Origin of the sequence: Kribbella sp. ALI-6-A, from assembly GCF_001984195.1 — a bacterium.
Lineage (GTDB): Bacteria > Actinomycetota > Actinomycetes > Propionibacteriales > Kribbellaceae > Kribbella.
Map to the genome: position 1 here is coordinate 924115 of NZ_MTQN01000011.1, position 19152 is coordinate 943266.

Below are 19152 nucleotides of genomic sequence, written 5' to 3' on the forward strand. Positions count from 1 at the left end.
TTCGTCCCACCGCCCCGAGGGATTGGATCCGACCGTGAACCACGAAGACCCCGCTGTCTGGAGCATCTCCCGTCGTCGCGCTCTGCAACTCACCGGCGGCGTCGCCGCGGCTGGATCGCTGCCGATCACCGAAGCCGCGGCCTCAGCCGAGCAAAGGACCGGCGGCAACCACGCCACCTTGACGCAAGGCACGAACTTCATGGTCGCGGTCTCCCCGGACGGACGCCGGCTGGCGTTCGATCTGGTCACCGCGATCTGGGTGACCCCGGCCAGTGGCGGCCGCGCGACCCGGCTGACCGACGACCTGCAGGACGCCACCCGGCCGCGGTGGTCACCGGACGGGCAGCAGCTCGTCTTCCAGTCCTACCGCGACGGCAACTTCCACCTGTGGACGATTCGCCCGGACGGGCACGGACTCCGCCAGCTCACCAAGGGCCGGTACGACCACCGCGAGCCGCACTTCACGCCGGACGGCCGGGCGATCGTGTTCTCCTCCGACCGCGGCGGCAGTAGCTACGGCATCCACCGGCTGGATCTGCGAACCGGCGCGATCGTCGCGCTCACCGACGACCCGACCGAGGAGGCCGAGCCGGCCGTCTCCCCCGACGGCCGGAAGATCGCGTTCACCGTCGACACCGCCGCGATCGTCGAGCTCGACCTGACCACCGGCGCCCGGCGGACCGTCGTACCGGCGCAGGCGGGGACGACGGTGTTCGGGCCGTCGTACTCGCCGGACGGGAAGCTCGCGTACGTCCGGCTGACCGGACCGGCGAGTGATCTGGTGATCGGCGACGCGGTGGTGACCAGCGGCAAGGACGTCTTCGCCCTGCCGCCGTCCTGGGCGTCGGCGAACGAGCTCTTCTACACCGCGGACGGCCAGGTGATGAAGCACCGGGTCGGCGGCGCGGCACAAGCGATCGCGTTCACCGCGGTCGTGCCGGTCACGTCGGGGCGCCCCCGGCCGAAGCGTCCGGACATCGAATCGACCAGGCCTCGAGCGGTGAAGGGGATCGCGAGCCCGGCCGTCTCCCCGGACGGACGGTGGCTCAGCTTCCGCGCGCTCAACGCGCTCTGGCTCGCCCGGACCGACGGCAGCGGCACCCCGCGCAAGATCGTTGCCGACGGCTACTTCAACTCCGACCCCGACTTCTCCCCCGACGGCAAGACGTTGCTCTACGCAAGCGACCGCGACGGTACGGCGGACCTGTGGCTGCACGACCTTGCCAAGGGCACCGACACCAAGCTGTCGTCGTTGCCCGGGGCCCAGACCGCGCCGAGGTTCTCCCCGGACGGCAGGCAGATCGCATACCAGGATCAGGACGGCATCGCCTGGATCCTCGATCTCCGCTCGCAGCAGGTACGTCAGATCACGCCGACGCTGTTCCAGCCCGGCCGGGTCAGCTGGTCGGCGGACGGGAAGACCATCGTGCTGGCGGCGGTCAAACCGTTCTCGAAGCGGTTCCGGGAGGGCACCAGCCAGCTCCTGTACGTCGACGTCGCCACCACCGCCTTCGAGTACGTCGAACCGATGCCGTTCCGCTCACTCGCGACCCGCGGCGACGACGGCCCGGTCTTCTCCCCCGACGGCCGCCGGCTGGCCTTCGTCGTCGAGAGCCTGCTGTACGTCGTACCGGTTGATCGGCGCGGGCGGTTCACCGGCAAGCCGCGCGCCGTGACGAGTGAGGTCACCGATTCGCCGGTCTGGCTGGACGACCGGACCCTGCTCTACCTGAACAACGGGCGGTTGCGCCGTACGGATGTCGACGGCGCTCGGCCGCGGACCGTCCGGCTCGACCTCACCTGGCGACGGGCGACGGTGAACCAGCACGTCACGATCCACGCCGGAGCACTCTGGGACGGCCGCGCTCAGGAGCTGCGCGAGGACGTGGATGTGGTGCTCGACGGGTCGAAGATCGCCGCCGTCCGCCCGCATCGCGGCACTGCCGACATCGACGCGTCCGGATTGACCGTGATGCCCGGACTGATCGACGCGCACAACCACTGGCACCTGCGTGGCCGGGCCTGGGGTGCGCGGCAGGGCAATCTCTGGCTGTCGTACGGGATCACGAGTACGCGCTCTCCCGGCGATCCCGTGTACCAGATGCAGGAGACGCGGGAAGCGCTCTCTCACGGTTCTCTGACCGGCCCGCGGTACTTCGCGACCGGTGAGGCGATCGACGGCTCGCGGGTCTACTACAACTTCATGCGTCCGACGTTGTCGTTGCGGCAGCTCGGAATGGAGATCGATCGGGTCGAGGGCATCGGCTACGACCTGGTCAAGACGTACGTGCGGTTGCCGGTCGAGTACCAGCGGCGGGCGATCGCGGCCGTGCACCGGCTCGGGCTGCAACTGTCGTCGCACTACCTCTACCCCGCCGAGCATCTCGGCATGGACGGGATGGAACACACCGGCGCGACCAACCGGCTCGGCTACTCGCACACGGTCAGCCGGCTCGGCCGCGCGTACGCCGACGTGATCACGCTGTTCACCCGCGCCGGGCTGTCGGTCACGCCGACGCTGTTCAACTCGACCATCGCCCACGTCGACGACCCGTCGCTGCTGACCGATCGGCGGACCACCACGCTCTTCCCGAGCTGGGAGTACGCCGCGTTCCAGGCCGAGGTGAACACCGCGTCCGGACCGGCCGGGGCGACGACGCGCGAACTGCTCCGCGGCAACGTCGACATGGTGCTGCGGATCCATCGCGGCGGCGGGCTGGTGATCGCCGGCACGGACGCGCCGCTGGACAACGTCGCGGTGTCGCTGCACGCGAACCTGCGCTCGATGGTGGCCGGCGGCTTCACGCCGTACGAGGCACTGACGACCGCGACCCGGAATCCGGCGCGCTGGCTGAATCTGGAGGACACACTGGCCGTCGTGAAACCGGGCGCGCAGGCGGATCTGTCGTTCGTACGGGGCAATCCGCTGGCCGACATCCGGCATGCCGCCGACGTGCAGCAGGTGATGGTCGCCGGGCGGCTGCACACGGTCGACGAGTTGCTCGAGCCGTTCGCGACGACGGCCAAGGCGAGCGCAGGGCCGCGGCCGCTACGCCGGGATCAGGCTCACTCGCACGACAGCGAGTACTGGTGGCACGAGCCGGAGTGGCTGCACCGCGTGTGCTGCGAAGGCTGAGGCGATCGGGAGCACCGGGCGTCCGGTGCTCCCGATCTCGTCGCCGTCAGAACGGGAGCTTGGGCTGCGGCGGGCCGTGCGTCGGGTCGACGCCGTCGAACAGGCTGCTGACCGATTCGCCGTCGTGGATCCGCTGGATCGCGGCGGCGAACAGCTTGGACACCGAGCTGACCTGCAGCTCCGGGAAGCCGTCCGGACGCGGGACGGTGTCGGTGCTGATCACCTCGGTGATCGACGGGTGCGCCCGCAACCGCTCGACCGCCTTGCCGGCGAACAGCCCGTGCGTGCAGGCAACCGCGGCCTGCGTGCAGCCGAGATCCTTCAGCCGGTCCAGCAGCTCGATGATCGAGCCACCGGTCGCGATCTCGTCGTCCAGCACGATCGCCTTCTTGCCGGCCACGTCGCCGACGATCGCGTCGATCACCACCCGGTCGTCGGCCAGCCGCTGCTTGCTCCCCGCCGCCACCGGCAGTCCGAGCAACCGCGCGAACTGGGTCGCGGTCTTCGCGTTGCCCAGGTCCGGGCTGACCACGACGGTGTTGCTCAGGTCCGTGCCGCGGAAGTGGTCGGCCAGTACGCCGATCGCGGTCAGGTGGTCGACCGGCACCGAGAAGAACCCGTGCACCTGCGGCGCGTGCAGCGCCATCGTCAGCACCCGGTCCACGCCCGCCGCGACCAGCAGATCGGCCACCAGCCGGGCGCCGATCGAGATCCGCGACGCGTCCTTCTTGTCCGACCGCGCGTACGCGTAGTGCGGCATCACGGCGGTGATCTGCGCCGCCGAGGCCCCCCGCGCGGCGTCGATCATCAGCAGCAGCTCCATCAGGTGCTCCTGCGTCGGCGGCACCAGCGGCTGGACGATGTAGACGTCGCGCTGGCGGCAGTTGACCTGCAGCTGAACCTGCAGGCAGTCGTTGCTGAACCGGTGGATCTCCACCGGCGACAGGTCGACTCCGAGATCGGCACACACCTGCTCGGCAAGGCCGGAATGAGCACTACCGCTGAACACGACGATCTCTCGCACGGCTCTCCCCGGACGCTGTGACCCGACGCCGTCAGCCTACCTTGAGCCCACCCGACGCCCGCCGCCCCTGGCGATTAGTGGACAGCGAACAGCCCGGCGTTCAGGAAGTCCGGGCCGAAGGCACCCTCGACGCCGGACCGGACCGCCCGCAGCTCGACAACGTCGAGCGGCGCGAAGATCGCCGCCAGGTCGTCGAGCGAGAAGGCCATGCCCCCGGCGGTGTCGCCGGTCAGCACGATCTCCTCGTCACCCGGCGTCGCCATCCGCTCGGCCGCGAACGTCACGATCCCGAACCGCCCACCCGGACGCACCAGCGGCAGCACCCGCTCATGGTAGGTGATCCGTCGGTGCGGTGCGATGTGGTGAAAGCAGCCCGAGTCGTACCCGCCTCAGCGTCAAGGACCAGCAGGTTCTGTTGCTCAACGCCTGGGAAGGGCTGTCCGGCAGCGAGCTCGCTGTCGCGCTCGGCTGTTCCACCATCGCGGCCGGAGTCCGGCTGCACCGCGCCCGGCGGCGGCTCAGGTCCGCCGCCGGGATCCAGCCAGAACCCTCGTCACCGCCGGCGCCCGCCGTCGACGCGTCGGATTCGACGGCCAGTGGGTCCGGACGGACAACTGGGACGGCCAGCAGTCGCACGGGCACTCGTACACGATCAGGCCGGCGGACTTCAAGGACGCCACCTTGTTGATCGAGGCAACGGATTTCAACGCCCCGCCGAGCGGCAACCGGTGGATTACCGGGGAACGGATGGGCTTCGTGCGCACCGGCACGTTCGGGCCGTGCGTGCTACGACCGGCCGGTCCGCGCTGACTCGCTCAGTGCAGCAAGCCCGCGATCGTCTCCGCGGCCTGACGGCAGTCGTCGGCCGAGGCGTCGAGGTGGGTGACCAGCCGGAGCTGCGTCGCGCCCACTCCCCCGACCAGCACCCCGGCCTCCTTCGCCCCCGCGACCACCTGGGCGACCGTCCGCCCGGTGGTGGCGAGGTCGGCGACCACGATGTTGGTCTCGACCTGGTCTGGCTTGACCGAGCCGGGGGCCGCGTCGGCGAGGATCTCGGCGATCCGGCGGGCGTTGGCGTGGTCTTCGGCGAGGCGTTCGACGTTGTGGTCGAGGGCGTAGAGACCGGCCGCGGCGAGCACGCCCGCCTGGCGCCAGCCGGCGCCGAGACGCTTGCGCCAGACCCGGGCCTCGCGGATCAGCTCGGCCGAACCGGCCAGGACCGATCCGACCGGCGCACCCAGGCCCTTCGACAGGCAGACGCTGACCGCGGCGGCCCGAGACCCGAACGCGGCCATCGGTACGCCGGTCGCGACCGACGCGTTCCACAGGCGGGCGCCGTCGAGGTGCAGCGGCAGTCCGGCCTCGTCGAGCAGATCGGCCAGCGCGTCGTAGGAGTGCTGGATCGAACCGCCGCCGAAGTTGTGGGTGTTCTCGACCGAGACCGCCGCGGTCTGCACGAAGTACGGGCCGAGGTCGGGCGCGATCAGCTCGCGGATCTGGTCGAGGTCGATCTGGCCGTCGGGGGTGGTCCAGTTCCGGGTGGTGACACCGCTGACGGCCGCGTGGGCGCCGAGCTCGGCGCGGGCGATGTGGGCCCGCGACTCGCACAGCACCTCGGAACCAGGCGGCACCAGCGCGCGGACGCCGAGGATATTCGCCAGCGAGCCGGTCACGACGAACAGCGCCGCCTCGTGCCCGAGCAGGTCGGCGACCCGCTCCTCGAGCGCGGCGATCGTCGGGTCCTCGCCGTACACGTCGTCGCCGACCGGCGCGCTCGTCATCGCCGCCAGCATGCCGGCTGAGGGCCGCGTGACGGTGTCGGAGCGCAGATCGATCACGACTGTGCCCCGCGCAGCCGCTCGGCCACCATGAACGACAGCTCGAGCGACTGGTGCCGGTTCAGCCGGGGGTCGCAGGCGGTCTCGTACCGGTTGACCAGGTCCTCGGCGACCAGTGCCTCACCGCCGCCCAGGCACTCCGTGACGTCGTCGCCGGTCAGCTCGACGTGCAGACCACCCGGCCAGGTGCCGACCTGCTCGTGGGCGTCGAAGAACCCCTGCACCTCGTGCATCACGTCGTCGAAGTTGCGGGTCTTGTAGCCGTTCGGCGTCTCGTAGGTGTTGCCGTGCATCGGGTCGCAAACCCAGGCGATCGGCGAGCCGTGGTCGCGGACCGCCTCCAGCAGCGGCGGCAGCGCCTCGCGGATCTTGCCCGCGCCCATCCGGGTGATGAACGTGAGCCGGCCCTCGATGCCCTTCGGGTTCAGCTTGTCGATCAGCGCGCGGATGTAGTCCGGCGTGGTGGTCGGGCCGATCTTCACCCCGAGCGGGTTGCTCAGCGACGCCAGGAACTCCACGTGCGCGCCGTCCAGCTGCCGGGTCCGCTCGCCGACCCAGAGCAGGTGACCGGACACGTCGTACGGCAGCTCGGTGCGCGAGTCGATCCGGGTCAGCGCGTGCTCGTACTCCAGGATCAGTGCCTCGTGCGAGGCGTAGAAGTCGACCGTGCGGAACTCGTCGGAGGTGGCGCCGCAGGCCCGCATGAAGGCCAGCGCGCGCTCGATCTCACCGGCCAGCCGCTCGTACTTCTGCCCGACCGGCGAGGACCGGACGAAGTCGGTGTTCCAGGCGTGCACCTGGTGCAGGTCGGCGTAACCACCGGTGGTGAACGCGCGGGTCAGGTTCAGCGTCGCGGCGGCCGCGTTGTAGACCCCGCGCAGCCGCTCCGGGTCCGGGATCCGGGCCTCGGGGGTGAACTCGATGCCGTTCACCGCGTCACCCCGGTACGACGGAAGCGTGACGCCGTCGCGGGTCTCGTCGCCGGAGCTGCGCGGCTTGGCGTACTGGCCGGCGATCCGGCCGACCTTCACCACCGGCACGCTCGCGGCGTACTGGAGCACGACCGACATCTGCAGCAGCACCCGGAGCTTGGCGCGGATGTTCTCCGCGGTCACGCCGTCGAACGTCTCGGCGCAGTCGCCGCCCTGGAGCAGGAACGCCTCACCGCGGGCGACGGCGCCGATCTTGGCGGTCAGGTCGTCGCACTCCCCGGCGAACACCAGCGGCGGCAGCTTGCGCAACTGGCCGATCACCTGCTCCAGCGCCACCGGGTCCGGCCACTCGGGCTGCTGGAGCGGTTTGAGGTCCCGCAGCTCGTCCAGGCTCGGCACACCCGGCACCACGCCTTCGTTCAACGTCGCGAATTGCATACGCCAACCATATTCGAGCCGCCACGATCGGTGCGCGGCCGTCTCACTCCAGCGAGCTGAGGTCAGGTGGTACGTCGACCGCGTGCTCGCGCAGCACCGCCAGCGGGATCGTGTCGAGCGCCCGCCGGTGCGTCGAGGCCAGCACGACGGGCGCCGCGACGCCCGCGTGGTACGCCTGCAGCCACCGCACCGCGACCACGCACCACCGGTCCCCCGGCTTCAGCCCGGCGAAGCCCAGCTCCGGCCGCGGCGTACTCAGGTCGTTGCCCACCGACTGCTGGTAGGCCAGGAACTCGGCCGTCATCACCGCGCAGACGGTGTGGCTGCCCAGATCCTCGGGTCCCGTGCTGCAACAGCCGTCCCGGAAGAACCCGGTCACCGGATCGGTCCCGCACTCCTCCAGCTCGGCACCCAGCACGTTCAGCTCGTTCTCCACGGGCACCATCCTCACCTACGTCTGGTCGCCGCGGTGAGGTGCCGATCGACGAGTGAGGCTCAGGAGGCCTTGGTGTCGTCCAGCCGGGGCTTGAGGTGGTCGTCGATGTTCTCGCCGGCCTTGAGCAGTTCCTTGGCCTTCTCGGCGTACATGTCGACGTACTCCTGGCCGGACAGCTCCATCATCGCGTACATGATCTCGTCGGTGACCGAGCGCAGGACGAACCGGTCGCGCTCCATGCCCTCGTAGCGGGAGAAGTCCAGCGGCTTGCCGATCGCGACGCCGGGGCGGACCAGGCGCGGCAGCCGGCGGCCGGGCTCCTTGACGAACCACTTCGGGATCACCGTGCCGGGCGGGTTGATCTTCTCGGTGTCGATCATCGCGACCGGGATGACCGGAACGCCGGCCACGATCGCCATCCGGGCGACGCCGGTCTTGCCCTTGTACAGCCGGCCGTCGGGCGAGCGGGTGCCCTCGGGGTAGATGCCGAACAGCTCGCCCTTGCCGAGGATCTCCAGGCCGGTGTTCAGCGCGGCCAGCGACGCGCGGCCGCCGGAGCGGTCGATCGGGATCTGGCCGATCGAGCGGAAGAACGTGGCGACCAGCTTGCCCTTGAGCCCGGGGCCGGTGAAGTACTCCGACTTGGCCGGGAAGACGATCTGGCGCGGGACGGCGACCGGCAGGAAGATCGAGTCGGAGAACGCGAGATGGTTGCTGACCAGCAGCGCCGGGCCGGTCTCCGGGATGTTCTCCAGCCCGGTCACCTTCGGCCGGAACAGGAGCTTCGCGATCGGAGCGACCAGGAACCGCCTGAGGAACAGGTACAGCACGTGCCCTCCACCTCCACCCTTCGGCCAGCTCCAGTGTCGCTCATCTCCGGGCACAGTGCACCCGCCGGGCAGGACCTTACGTTCCAGCTTCCTCCTCAGGCAACGTCACTGCCAGGGAATGAGGGGGTTGCACTCCGTGTTGACCTGTGGTTGCAGACTGGCACTGTGGCCGGACCGACACCCTGGACGGGGTGGGCGACGGGCCGGCCGGCTGCGACCATTACGACTCAGGCACCACGCGAACGCTGAGGAGCACCTGTGCCCGTGTTAGCCCATGCGGAAGAGTTCCGCAGTCCCGGCTCCGGCCCGAACGCCGGCATCGGGATCCTGCTCAGTCACGGCTTCACCGGGTCGCCGAAGTCGATGCGCCCGTTCGCGGAACACCTGGCCGCCGAGGGGTACGGCGTCGCCGTCCCGCGACTGCCTGGGCACGGCACGCACTGGCGCGAGGCGAACACGACCACCTGGCACGACTGGTACGCCGTGCTCGACAACGAGTTCGAGCGGCTGCGCAAGGAGCACGACCGGGTCTTCCTGGCCGGGCTGTCGATGGGCGGGTGCCTGGTGCTGCGGCTGGCCGAGCAGCACGGCGAGGACGTGGCCGGACTGATCCTGGTGAACCCGTCGGTGCGGACCGACGACAAGCGCCTCGCGCTGCTCCCGGTGCTGCACCGGATCGTGCCGTCGTTCCCCGGCATCTGCAACGACATCAAGAAGCCCGGCGTGGACGAGGGTGCCTACGACCGGATGCCGCTGCGCGCACTGTTCTCGCTGTCGCAGCTGTGGAAGATCACCCGCGAGGACCTGCCGAAGGTGACTCAGCCGGTGCTGCTGTTCCGCAGTACTGTCGATCACGTCGTCGAACCGAGCTCCGGGCGCACGGTGCTGTCCCGGATCTCGTCCCGCGACGTCACCGAGACCCTGCTCGAGGACAGTTATCACGTGGCTACTCTGGACAACGACGCTCCCCGCATCTTCGCCGGCACGACCGACTTCGTCCGCCGGATCGGCACCGATGCGTGACAACGGCCTGACCGCCGCGACGTACACGTCGATGGGCGGCATCGATCCCCTGGTCACCACCCCGGTCCTGTCCGCCCTGGCCGAGGCCGGGATCGCGGCGTACTGCGCGCCGCCGGGGTCGGAGGAGGAGACCAAGCTGTCCGCGGAGCCCGAGCAGCCCGAGGACCTCGCCCCGGCCGACGACGAGCCGATGGTCGCCGACAGTTCGTCGAAGGCGGAGGCCCCGGCGAAGGCGGAGGTGCCGGCACGCAAGGTGCCGGCCGGGTTCGAGGAGATCTTCGTGGACGCCGACGCGGTGGACAAGGCCCGCGGAGTGATCGACCGCAGCACCGAGGACGCCGAGTGGAAGTCGCTGGTCGAGCAGTTCAACGCGCCGTCGGCTCCCGGGCACGACGAGCCGCCGGTGCCGCGCTGGCCGGCCAGTGAGGACGTCGACGAGAACTCGTACGAGCCGCTGATCGACGTACCGGCCGGTCTGATCGTCGGCGACACCGACGAGGAGCCACCGAAGGAGCCCCCGCCGCGGCGCAGTGACGACCCGCACGACCACTACATCCCGCCGGAGCCCGCCCGCGGCCCGCGGCTGGACTGGATCAGCCGCGCCGCCTGGCTCGGCCTGACCGGTGGTCCGCTGCTGCTCATCCTGGCCGCGCTGCTGGACTTCGGCACCGGCCGGATCACGCTGCTCGGCGTGGTCGGCTTCATGGCCGGTTTCCTCACTCTGGTGATCCGGATGAACGACCGCCTGCCGCCCGAGGACACCCCGGACGACGGCGCCGTGGTGTAGCACCTGCTTCAGGCGCTAGAGTGGCGGATCGTCGGACAATCCGACATCCCCGCTGACGGAGGAGGCACCCCGTGCAGGTCACCGAGACGGTCGAGATCACCGGCCACCTGATGGACTCCGGGCTGCTGTCCCGGGTGCTGGACGACATCCGTGGCTACGGCGGCGAGTACACGCTGGACAAGTTCGACCTCGGCTACGACAAGGACGACCCGTCGACGGTCCGGATGACGGTCGGCGCCGAGGACGAGGAAGCGCTGCAGCGGCTGCTGATGCGGATCCAGACCAAGGGCGCGAACCTGGTCAATCCCGGCACGGCGGAGATCACCGAGGTGACCCAGGACGGCGTCTTCCCCGACGGTTTCTACTCCACCACCAACCTGCCGACCAGCGTCCGGCTGGACAACCACTGGGTGCAGGTCACCAACCCGGAGATGGACTGCGGCCTGCTGGTCGAGAACGGCGGCGTGCGGACCATCCCGATGTCGGACGTGAAGGCCGGGATGCGGATCATCACCAGCGCCCAGGGCGTCAAGGTGACCCCGCCGATCGTGGCGAACACCGAGGAGTCGTTCGGCTTCATGGAGTCCGACGTCTCCAGCGAGAAGCCGCAGCGGGTGCTGGTCAAGCAGGTCGCCGACGGAATGCGCGAGGCGAAGGCGAACGGCCAGAAGGTGCTCTGGGTCGGCGGCCCGGGCATCGTGCACACCGGCGCGGCGCCGGCCATGGTCGCGATCGTCGAGGCCGGGTACGTCGACGTGCTGTTCGCCGGCAACGCGCTGGCCACCCACGACATCGAGTCCTCGCTGTACGGGACGTCGCTCGGCGTCGACCTGGCCCGCGGCCGGGGCGTCGAGCACGGCCACGAGCACCACATCCGCGCGATCAACACGATTCGCAAGGCCGGCTCGATCGCGGCCGCCGTCGAGCAGGGCGTGCTCACCTCCGGCGTGATGCACGCGCTGGTGAAGAAGGGCGGCACGTACGTGCTGGTCGGCTCGGTGCGTGACGACGGTCCGCTGCCCGACGTCTACACCGACGTCCTGGAAGGTCAGCGGGCGATGCGGGCCGCGCTGCCCGGCGTCGGCTACTGCCTGATGGCGGCGACCATGCTGCACTCGGTTGCCACCGGCAACATCCTGCCGGCCTCGATCCCGCTCACCTGCGTCGACATCAATCCCGCGACCGTGACCAAGCTGGCCGACCGCGGCTCGTCGCAGGCCCGCGGCATCGTGACCGACGTCGGCCTGTTCATCGAGCACCTGGCCCGTGAGCTGAACCCGGACTACGACCGGGCCAAGTAACCTCGGGTTCTATCGTGGGGGCGAGTCCCAGCGCGCCCACCCGAGGGAGACCTGATGACGTTGCAGTTCGAGTCGTTCCTGCGCCGGTTCGAGGAAGCCAACACCGCCTTCGTCAACGGGGATCCGTCGTTGTGGCTGGCGCTGGTCTCGCGCAGCGAACAGACCTCGATCTTCGGCGGCTTCGGCGGGCACGAGGTCGGCTGGTCGCAGATCGGCCCGCGCTACGAGTGGGCCTCGGCGCAGTTCCGGCCGAGCGGCGCGAAGGTCGAGTTCGAGTACTTGGACAAGCACGCCGGGTCCGACACGGCGTACACGGTCGCGATCGAACGCTGCACGGTGCGGTACGTCGACCGGCCGGGTGAACACCCACACGTGCTGCGGACGACGATGGTGTTCCGCAAGGAGCACGGCGACTGGGCGATCGTCCATCGGCACGGCGATCCGCTCAGCCCGAAGGCACCGCCGTCGTGAGCTGGACCCTGCCGTGACTTGGCGGCAGGGTGTGATCCATGGCACTCCGAACGAAAGCACACTGGTTCGGCGTCGCACTCGACGCACCGGACGCCCGGGAACTCGGCCGGTTCTACCAGCGGCTGCTCGGCTGGCAGATCTTCACCGACGAGCCGAACTGGGTCACGCTCGCGCCGTCCAAGGACGCCGGCTACAACCTGGCCTTCCAGACCGAGCCGAAGTACCAGCGCCCGGTCTGGCCGGCCGAGAACGGCAAGCCGCAGATGTCGATGCACCTGGACCTCGAGGTCGACGACCTGGACGAGGCGGTCGCCCACGCACTCGAGGCGGGCGCGGAACTGGCCGACTACCAGCCCCAGGACGACGTCCGGGTGATGCTGGACCCGGCCGGGCATCCGTTCTGCTTGTACGTGGACTGAGCCGTTTGCCCGTCGACTGAACCCCGGCGCCGAACCTTTCCCCCGCTCCGCCACCCGCCACCTGTCCTCCCTTGTCCGCATTTGATGGGTTAACCCCCAAATGAGGCGAGGCGGGAAGAACGGGATGGGAGGTGTGGGGCCGGTTACGGCGTACGGGTGTGTCGGCAGGGCAGGATGGCTCGCATGAGCGAACTGGTGCATCTCGAGCTGGCCGACGGCGTCGCGACGATCACGCTGGACTCGCCGCACAACAAGAACGCGCTGTCCCAGCAGCTCACCGGTGAACTGCTGGAGCGGCTGGAGACGGCCGGTGCGGACGACGCGGTCCGGGTCGTGGTGATCCGGTCGGCACTCGACGTGTTCTGCTCCGGCGCCGATCTGTCCGAGGCGACGACGGTCGGCATGGGCGTCGGCGCGCAGCGCATGGTCGACGTGCAGCGCGCGATCGTCGCGAACCCGAAGCCGGTGGTCGCCCGGGTCGCGGGGCCGGTGCGGGCCGGCGGGATCGGCATCGTCGCGGCGGCCGACATCAGCGTCGCCGGGACCAGTTCGACCTTCGCGCTGACCGAGGTCCGGCTCGGGCTCGCGGCCGCGACGATCTCGCTCACCGTGCTCCCCCGGCTCACCGATCGCGCCGCCTCGCTCACCTTCCTCACGGGCGACGGCTTCGACGGCACGGAGGCCGCACGCCTCGGACTGGTCACTCGCGCGGTCCCGGACGAGGAGCTGGACGACGCGATCGGCGGCGTACTGGCGTCACTGCTCAAGGGCGCACCGCAGGGACTGCGCGAGACCAAGAAGCTGCTCACCCGCGAACTGCTCGCCGACATCGATGCCCGCGGCAAGGAACTGGCGGAGCTGTCGGCGAGCCTGTTCGGTTCGGACGCCGCGCAAGAGGCGATGCTTGCCTTCCTCAACCGCCGGAAGAAGTAGTCAGGGCTTGAAGCCCCCGTTGCTGTAGAGCAGCTGGCCGTTCATCCAGCCGCCCTGCTCCGAGCAGAGGAAGCTGATCAGGTTCGCGGTGTCGCGTGGAGTGCCGAGGCGGCCCAGAGCGGTCGCCTCGATCCCCCACCGCTTGATCTGCGGCGACATCCAGCCGGTGTCGACGGGCCCCGGGTTGACCACGTTCGCGGTCAGGCCGAGATGCTTCAACTCCTCCGCGGCGGCCAGCGTGATCCGGTCGAGCGCACCCTTGCTCGCGCCGTACGGCAGGTTGTGCGTCGTGTGGTCGCTGGTCAGCGCGACGATCCGCCCGGTGCCGAACGGCGCGTCGTACTGCTCGGCGTACGCCTTGATCAGCAGCCAGACCGCCCGCGCGTTGACGGCGAAGTGCCGGTCGAAGCTCTCGACCGTCGTGTCGAGGATGCTGCTGTCGACGCTCTCGCAGTGCGCCATCACCAGCGCCCGCACCGGCCCCAGGCCTTCGCGCACCTGTGTGATCAGCGCGGCCGGCGCCTCGACGTCCTGCAGATCGGCTTCGACCGCGAGCACTCGGGCGCCGTGTGCTTCCAGTACGCCGGTGAGCTCGGCCCGGGCCTCGGCGTCGGGGCCCCACGGCATGCGTTCGTCGTACCCGGTGAGGTAGCTGAAGGCAACGTCCCACCCGGACGCGGCGAGGCCTTCCGCGATGCCCGCGCCGATCCCGATCCGGCGTCCGACTCCGGTGACCAGTGCGACCGGCCGCTTCGTCTCGCTCATGGCTTCATCCTGCCGTCGAGCTCGGTGCGGCGGCCACTCGTTATTCGGTCAGTTCGATCAACAGGGGAAGGTGGTCCGAGCCCTTCGCGAGATCCTCGCGGGTGACGCCGTCGACGGTCCCGAGCGGGATCACGCGGCCGGTCAGCTCGGGCGACAGGTGCGCGCCGTCGATGCGGCGTTCGGGATTGTCGGAGTGGAACGTCGGGCCCGCGTCGGCGCCGAGGTCGGTGAGGCCTTCGTCGGCCAGCCGCTTCCACACCGGGCCGTCGGGTTCCTCGTTGAGGTCACCCACGAGCAAGAACGGGACGCCGAACGACCTGCAGCCCTTCAGCACCTGCTCCAGCTCGTGCTGCCGGCCGCGGATGTGCAGACCGAGGTGGCAGACGGCGAGGGCAAGGTCGGTCGAGCCCAGGGTGACGCGACCGCCGATGGCGCCGCCGGGGAGCTGGGTCGCGATCAGCCGGAACCGCCGCCGGACGAACGGGCGCCAGACTCGCCAGTGCGAGGGGTCGACCACTTGGGTGCTGCCGGCAACCAAGATCGCGTTGCGCGCGGCACCGGCGACGTACGTCATGCCGAACGTCGCCGCCATCGCCCGGCGCTTGCGCCGCGTCCCCCACCAGGTCGGCGCTTCCTGGATCAGCGCGACGTCCGGCGCGCAGGCCCGGACGACGCGCGCCAAGGCCTCGCGGTCGTCACCCCACCGGTGCACGTTGTACGACAGCACCCGCAGCGACGGGCCCTGGCTCATGCCTCCGGGTCGCCCTGCAGCTCGGCGGTCTTGTTCAGCTGGAGCTGACCGGGCTGCAATTCCGGATCGACAGCGGCGCGCATCCCGGTCCTACGGCTCGCGGACTTGCGGGCGGCGCGATCCAAGCGGGTCGAGCGTCCGCCGCGAGCCGCCGCCGTCTTCGCGGTCACCGCGGTCGTCTTCACCCGGACCCGGCGCAACCAGGTCGCCTCCTCGCGCGCGAGGTCCGCCGCACCGACCATGCCGGCCTCCGGTCCCAGTACGGCGCGCACGATCCGCGCCTCCGGCCGGAATCCCCGCCCGGTCAGCGTGCGCTTGAACGCCTCCCGCGCCGGCGCCAGCAGCAGCTCGCCCGCGTCCGACACCCCGCCGCCGATCACGAACGTCCCCGGGTCGAGCGCGGCCGCCAGGTTGGCCAGGCCGATGCCCAGCCAGCGGCCGACGTCCTCGAGCAGCTCGACCGCCACCGGGTCGCCGTCCTTGGCCAGCTCGGTCACCATCGGCCCGTTGATCTTGCGCGGATCACCCGCGGCGGCGCGCAGCAAGTTGTGCGCGACGGGCGATCCGGACAGCGCGAGCTCCCGAGCCTCGCGGGTCAGCGCGTTGCCCGACGCGTACTGCTCCCAGCAGCCGCGGTTGCCGCACTCGCACCGGTGACCGCCCGGCACCACCTGCATGTGGCCGAACTCGCCGGCGATCCCGAACTTCCCGCGCTGCAGAGCGCCGTCGTTCAGGATCGCGCCGCCGATGCCGGTCCCGAGCGTCACGCAGACCAGGTGGCTCTCGCCCTGTCCGCCACCGAAGCGCCACTCCGACCAGGCCGCGGCGTTCGCGTCGTTCTCGACCACCACCGGCAGACCGAGCCGGCGTTCGACCGCGTCCCGCAGCGGCTCGTGCCGCCAGGCCAGGTGCGGGGCGAACAGCACCGACGAGCGCGTCCCGTCGACGAACCCGGCCGCGCCGATGCCGACCGCGATCACGTCGTGCCGCGACTCCAGGTCCCGGACGATGTCCGCGATCGCGTCCTCGGTCTCGCGCGGGTCCTTGGTCGGGGTGTCCCGGCGCAGCCGGTCCAGGATGTTGCCCTCGGGGTCGACCACCCCGGCGGCCACCTTGGTGCCGCCGATGTCGATCCCGATCGTCAGCGCCTGTGTCAGAGCCATCGCACGACCCTCCTCGCCGTACCCCCAGCAGCCTCCTGGACCACTCCCAGCCAATCACGCCGGACCAACAACCGCCTCCCGCGCAGCACGGCGGGTCGCGAGGCGGCGCCGCGCGTGGCAGCCACCCGCAGGTTCACTGCGGCTGCTCCGCGGCGGCGCCCGGTGCGTCCGAGGGCGCCGTCACCTCGGGCGCCTGGGCAGCCTGCGGCGCCGCCTTCTCCTGCGCAGGCGCTGGGCGACGGGCCAGGTCGGCCGCACCGATGATGCCCGCGTCGTTGCCCAGCTCGGCCAGGCCGAAAGTCGGGTGCGGCCGGTTCGCGCGCGCCGGCAGGTTCTTCTCGAACGCGACCTTCGCCGAGTTCAGCAGCAGCTCCTTGGCCGCGCTCACCCCGCCGCCGATCACGATCGTGCTCGGGTCGAACAGGGTCGCGAAGCTCGCCAGTCCCTCCCCCAGCCACCGGCCGAGGTCGTCCAGCAGCTCGACCGCGCATGGGTCGCCCGCGGCCGCCGCCATCGTGATCATCGGGCCGGTCAGCTCGGCGGGATCGGTGATCCCGCAGACGCTCAGCATCTGCGCCGCCGCCAGCGAGCCGGACTCGGCCTGCGCGCGCCCCTCCCGAACCAGCGCCCGGCCGGACGCGTACTGCTCGAGGCAACCACGCGCGCCACAACCACACCGATGCCCACCCGGTACGACGCGCATATGGCCGAGCTCGGCCGCCACGCCGTGCGCGCCGCGCAGCAGCTCGCCGTCGATCACCACGCCGCCGCCGATGCCGGTGCCGACGGTCACGCAGATCATGTGCTCGACGTCCTTGGCGGCGCCGAACGCGAACTCGCCCCAGGCGGCCGCGTTGGCGTCGTTCTCCACCACGACCGGGACCTGCAGTACGTCGGCGACCCGGCGGCCGAGCGGCTCGTCGCGCCAGGCCAGGTTGGGCGCGAACAGCACGGTCGAACGGTCCGACGAGACGAAGCCGGCGGCACCGATGCCGACCGCCTCCACGTCGTGGTCCGCGATCAGTTCCGCGGCCGCGTCGCAGATCGCCCGGGCGGTCTCGTCGACCGAGTTCGCCGGGGTATCGCGGTGCGCGCGGGCGCCGATCGTGCCGTCGGTGCCGACGACGCCGGCCGCGATCTTCGTACCGCCGACGTCGATGCCGATGGTCAGTCCCATGGTTCGGGGTCCTCACTCACGTCGATCCGGTCCACCCGGGACCGAGCTGGGCGTTGTCTGTCCTGCTCCCCGGCGGCCCGCGACTCTGCGTCCACCTTCGCCTGCCGCGCCGCCTCCGCCGCAGCTTCCACCAGTCCGCGCACCGCTCCCAGCACACCTGCGGCCGCCGACGAGAGCTGCTCGACGGTCTCCGGGCTGGTGGTCCGCACGCGGTTGATCACCTGACACAAGGGACACCATTGACACTCGGGCCCGTGGCCGATCCCGTGCGGCGGGTGGTCTTCGGGGCCGGCGCTTTCTGGACCGGCCTCAGCCTCCGCGGCCTCCCCGGCCGCATCCCCGCCGGCCCCGGCCCCAGCAGCAGCACCAAAATCCGCCGCCCCCGCCGCCCGCAGTACGGCGAACAGCTTCGCGGCCTCCTCGGCCACCGTGCCGACCGGCTCCTTCGCCGTCATCGAGTCGCCTCCGGGATCGCCGTCTCGTCGAACTCCATCTGCTCCCGGAACTCACCGAGCTCCGGCCCACCGACCGGCGTCCGCGGCAACGGATCCCGCGGCGCGAACCGCACCTGCAGCTTCCCGTCGTCCAACCGGGCCCCGGCGACAACACCGCGCGCCAACGCGGCCGGCAACGGAATCACCCGCCGGTAGGACCCGACCGTGACGATCAGCTCGTCCCCGTGCCGCGCGAGCTCCAGATCGGCAGCCGATGCCAGCGGCAACGGCAGCGTCAGGATGTACGTCCGCCCATCGGTGTCGATGTGCCGATCCACCAGCAGCGACGTCTCGTCCGAAGCCCGCGCGAACGGGTCGTCCCCGCCGTACATCTCCACAGCAAACGCCGCCAGTTCCTCGACCCCGACCGGCTCACAGGCCCGGTACGGCGACTCCCAGATCGGCAGCGGGCTGAACGAGTCGGCCACGTCCTCGAGGATTCCCCGCTGCGCCGCGACCCACTGCCGCCGCCAGTTGTCGGCGCCGGCCGCCGGGAACACCCGGTTCGCCACGATGCCGTCCACGCGGTACCCGTACAGCGACAGCGTCGTCATCGACCGCCGCGCCTCCGCCACCACCACGGCCTCGGGCGTCAGCACCAACCGCACCGAGGCATCGGGCCCGGCCAGCAACGCCCGGATGTCGGTCAGATCCCGCTGCAACCGCCGCAGCGCGTCGAAAACATTGTCGTCCGGCATCGGCAAGCCCGACGCCTTGCCGAGCAACGGCCGGAACGACCGCAGCACCTTGCGCTCGGCGTTGATGATCCGGTCCATGTACCAGCTCAGCGCCTCGGGCAGCGCGAGCAGCCGCAGCGTCTCCGCCGTCGGCGCGCAGTCGACCACCACCACGTCCCACCGCCCGGACCGGACGTGGTCGCGCACCTCGAGCAGCGCGAGCACCTCCTCGGCCCCCGGCAGCACCGTCAGCTCCTCGGCCTCCATCGGGTCGACCCCGACGACGTGCAGCACTGACCGCAGGTAGGCCTGGATGTCTCCCCACGAGCGCTCGAACCGCCGCTGCGCGTCGATCTGCTGCACGAACAGCAGGTCGTCGATCTCGGTCGGCTCACCGCCGACCTCGCAGTCGAACGCGTCCGACAGCGAGTGCGCGGCGTCGGTGGACAGCACCAGCGTGCGCAGGCCGCGCAGCGCGGCCAGCGTGGCGGTGCCGGCCGCGGACGTGGTCTTGCCCACGCCACCTTTTCCTGTGTACAGCAGAACGCGCGTCACGG

Annotated in this window: 20 protein-coding genes; 8 read left to right on the forward strand and 12 right to left on the reverse strand. The window is 70.7% G+C overall.

Annotated features, from left to right (window positions below; all coding sequences use genetic code 11):
• Window positions 1-34: 34 nt before the first annotated feature.
• Window positions 35-3136: a DPP IV N-terminal domain-containing protein gene (locus BWI15_RS24890; RefSeq protein WP_077017262.1), complete on the forward strand. Its 3102-nt coding sequence runs from the start codon at window positions 35-37 to the stop codon at window positions 3134-3136.
• Between the two features lie 46 nt (window positions 3137-3182).
• Here BWI15_RS24890 and BWI15_RS24895 read toward each other — a convergent pair whose 3' ends face one another.
• Complete coding sequence (locus BWI15_RS24895) at window positions 3183-4160, reverse strand: ribose-phosphate diphosphokinase (RefSeq protein WP_077016855.1); 978 nt, start codon at window positions 4158-4160, stop codon at window positions 3183-3185.
• 74 nt (window positions 4161-4234) lie between these two features.
• Window positions 4235-4483, reverse strand: a complete 249-nt coding sequence (locus BWI15_RS24900) for a hypothetical protein (protein ID WP_077016856.1) — start codon at window positions 4481-4483, stop codon at window positions 4235-4237.
• 29 nt (window positions 4484-4512) lie between these two features.
• On the opposite strand from BWI15_RS24900, the gene BWI15_RS40760 reads away from it, so the two are divergent.
• The gene (locus BWI15_RS40760) at window positions 4513-4848 is read left to right on the forward strand and encodes a sigma factor-like helix-turn-helix DNA-binding protein (protein WP_077016857.1); all 336 of its coding nucleotides are present in this window, start codon (window positions 4513-4515) and stop codon (window positions 4846-4848) included.
• Window positions 4849-4975: 127 nt separating this feature from the next.
• Here the strand turns inward: BWI15_RS40760 and BWI15_RS24910 are convergent, their stop codons facing one another.
• Genes BWI15_RS24910 through BWI15_RS24925 form a run of 4 tightly spaced genes read right to left on the reverse strand, consistent with a single transcriptional unit; the run spans window position 4976 to window position 8634 of the window.
• Complete coding sequence (locus BWI15_RS24910; protein ID WP_077016858.1) at window positions 4976-5998, reverse strand: threonine aldolase family protein; 1023 nt, start codon at window positions 5996-5998, stop codon at window positions 4976-4978.
• Entirely contained in the window at window positions 5995-7368 is a 1374-nt protein-coding gene (locus BWI15_RS24915; protein WP_077016859.1) for a class II 3-deoxy-7-phosphoheptulonate synthase, read from the reverse strand. Before BWI15_RS24915 ends, BWI15_RS24910 begins: the two co-directional genes overlap by 4 nt.
• Before the next feature lie 43 nt (window positions 7369-7411).
• The gene (locus tag BWI15_RS24920; protein ID WP_077016860.1) at window positions 7412-7813 is read right to left on the reverse strand and encodes a DUF2237 family protein; all 402 of its coding nucleotides are present in this window, start codon (window positions 7811-7813) and stop codon (window positions 7412-7414) included.
• 50 nt (window positions 7814-7863) lie between these two features.
• A complete protein-coding gene (locus BWI15_RS24925; protein ID WP_077016861.1) occupies window positions 7864-8634 on the reverse strand; it encodes a lysophospholipid acyltransferase family protein in 771 nt (256 codons plus the stop codon).
• 258 nt (window positions 8635-8892) lie between these two features.
• Between BWI15_RS24925 and BWI15_RS24930 the strand changes: the two genes are divergently transcribed.
• The 6 genes from BWI15_RS24930 to BWI15_RS24955 all read left to right on the forward strand — a co-directional run bounded on the left by BWI15_RS24930 (window position 8893) and on the right by BWI15_RS24955 (window position 13568).
• Entirely contained in the window at window positions 8893-9657 is a 765-nt protein-coding gene (locus tag BWI15_RS24930) for an alpha/beta hydrolase (RefSeq protein WP_077016862.1), read from the forward strand.
• Window positions 9650-10444, forward strand: coding sequence for a hypothetical protein (locus tag BWI15_RS24935; protein WP_077016863.1), 795 nt, complete (start codon window positions 9650-9652; stop codon window positions 10442-10444). The genes BWI15_RS24930 and BWI15_RS24935 overlap by 8 nt, the downstream gene beginning before the upstream one ends.
• Before the next feature lie 71 nt (window positions 10445-10515).
• Complete coding sequence (locus tag BWI15_RS24940) at window positions 10516-11745, forward strand: ornithine cyclodeaminase (RefSeq protein ID WP_077016864.1); 1230 nt, start codon at window positions 10516-10518, stop codon at window positions 11743-11745.
• A gap of 54 nt (window positions 11746-11799) precedes the next feature.
• A complete protein-coding gene (locus tag BWI15_RS24945) occupies window positions 11800-12216 on the forward strand; it encodes a YybH family protein (RefSeq protein WP_077016865.1) in 417 nt (138 codons plus the stop codon).
• 38 nt (window positions 12217-12254) lie between these two features.
• Window positions 12255-12635, forward strand: a complete 381-nt coding sequence (locus BWI15_RS24950; RefSeq protein WP_077016866.1) for a VOC family protein — start codon at window positions 12255-12257, stop codon at window positions 12633-12635.
• 183 nt (window positions 12636-12818) lie between these two features.
• Complete coding sequence (locus BWI15_RS24955) at window positions 12819-13568, forward strand: enoyl-CoA hydratase family protein (protein WP_330359536.1); 750 nt, start codon at window positions 12819-12821, stop codon at window positions 13566-13568.
• Here BWI15_RS24955 and BWI15_RS24960 read toward each other — a convergent pair whose 3' ends face one another.
• The 6 genes from BWI15_RS24960 to BWI15_RS24985 form a co-directional block, all read right to left on the reverse strand.
• Complete coding sequence (locus BWI15_RS24960; protein WP_077016868.1) at window positions 13569-14333, reverse strand: SDR family oxidoreductase; 765 nt, start codon at window positions 14331-14333, stop codon at window positions 13569-13571.
• Window positions 14334-14373: 40 nt separating this feature from the next.
• Entirely contained in the window at window positions 14374-15084 is a 711-nt protein-coding gene (locus tag BWI15_RS24965) for an endonuclease/exonuclease/phosphatase family protein (RefSeq protein ID WP_077016869.1), read from the reverse strand.
• The gene (locus BWI15_RS24970; protein WP_077016870.1) at window positions 15081-16247 is read right to left on the reverse strand and encodes an ROK family glucokinase; all 1167 of its coding nucleotides are present in this window, start codon (window positions 16245-16247) and stop codon (window positions 15081-15083) included. The genes BWI15_RS24965 and BWI15_RS24970 overlap by 4 nt, the downstream gene beginning before the upstream one ends.
• Window positions 16248-16380: 133 nt before the next feature.
• Window positions 16381-17424, reverse strand: coding sequence for an ROK family glucokinase (locus tag BWI15_RS24975; protein WP_077016871.1), 1044 nt, complete (start codon window positions 17422-17424; stop codon window positions 16381-16383).
• Window positions 17415-17879, reverse strand: a complete 465-nt coding sequence (locus BWI15_RS24980) for a hypothetical protein (RefSeq protein ID WP_077016872.1) — start codon at window positions 17877-17879, stop codon at window positions 17415-17417. The genes BWI15_RS24975 and BWI15_RS24980 overlap by 10 nt, the downstream gene beginning before the upstream one ends.
• Complete coding sequence (locus BWI15_RS24985; protein ID WP_083750986.1) at window positions 17876-19150, reverse strand: ArsA family ATPase; 1275 nt, start codon at window positions 19148-19150, stop codon at window positions 17876-17878. Before BWI15_RS24985 ends, BWI15_RS24980 begins: the two co-directional genes overlap by 4 nt.
• Window positions 19151-19152 lie beyond the last annotated feature (2 nt).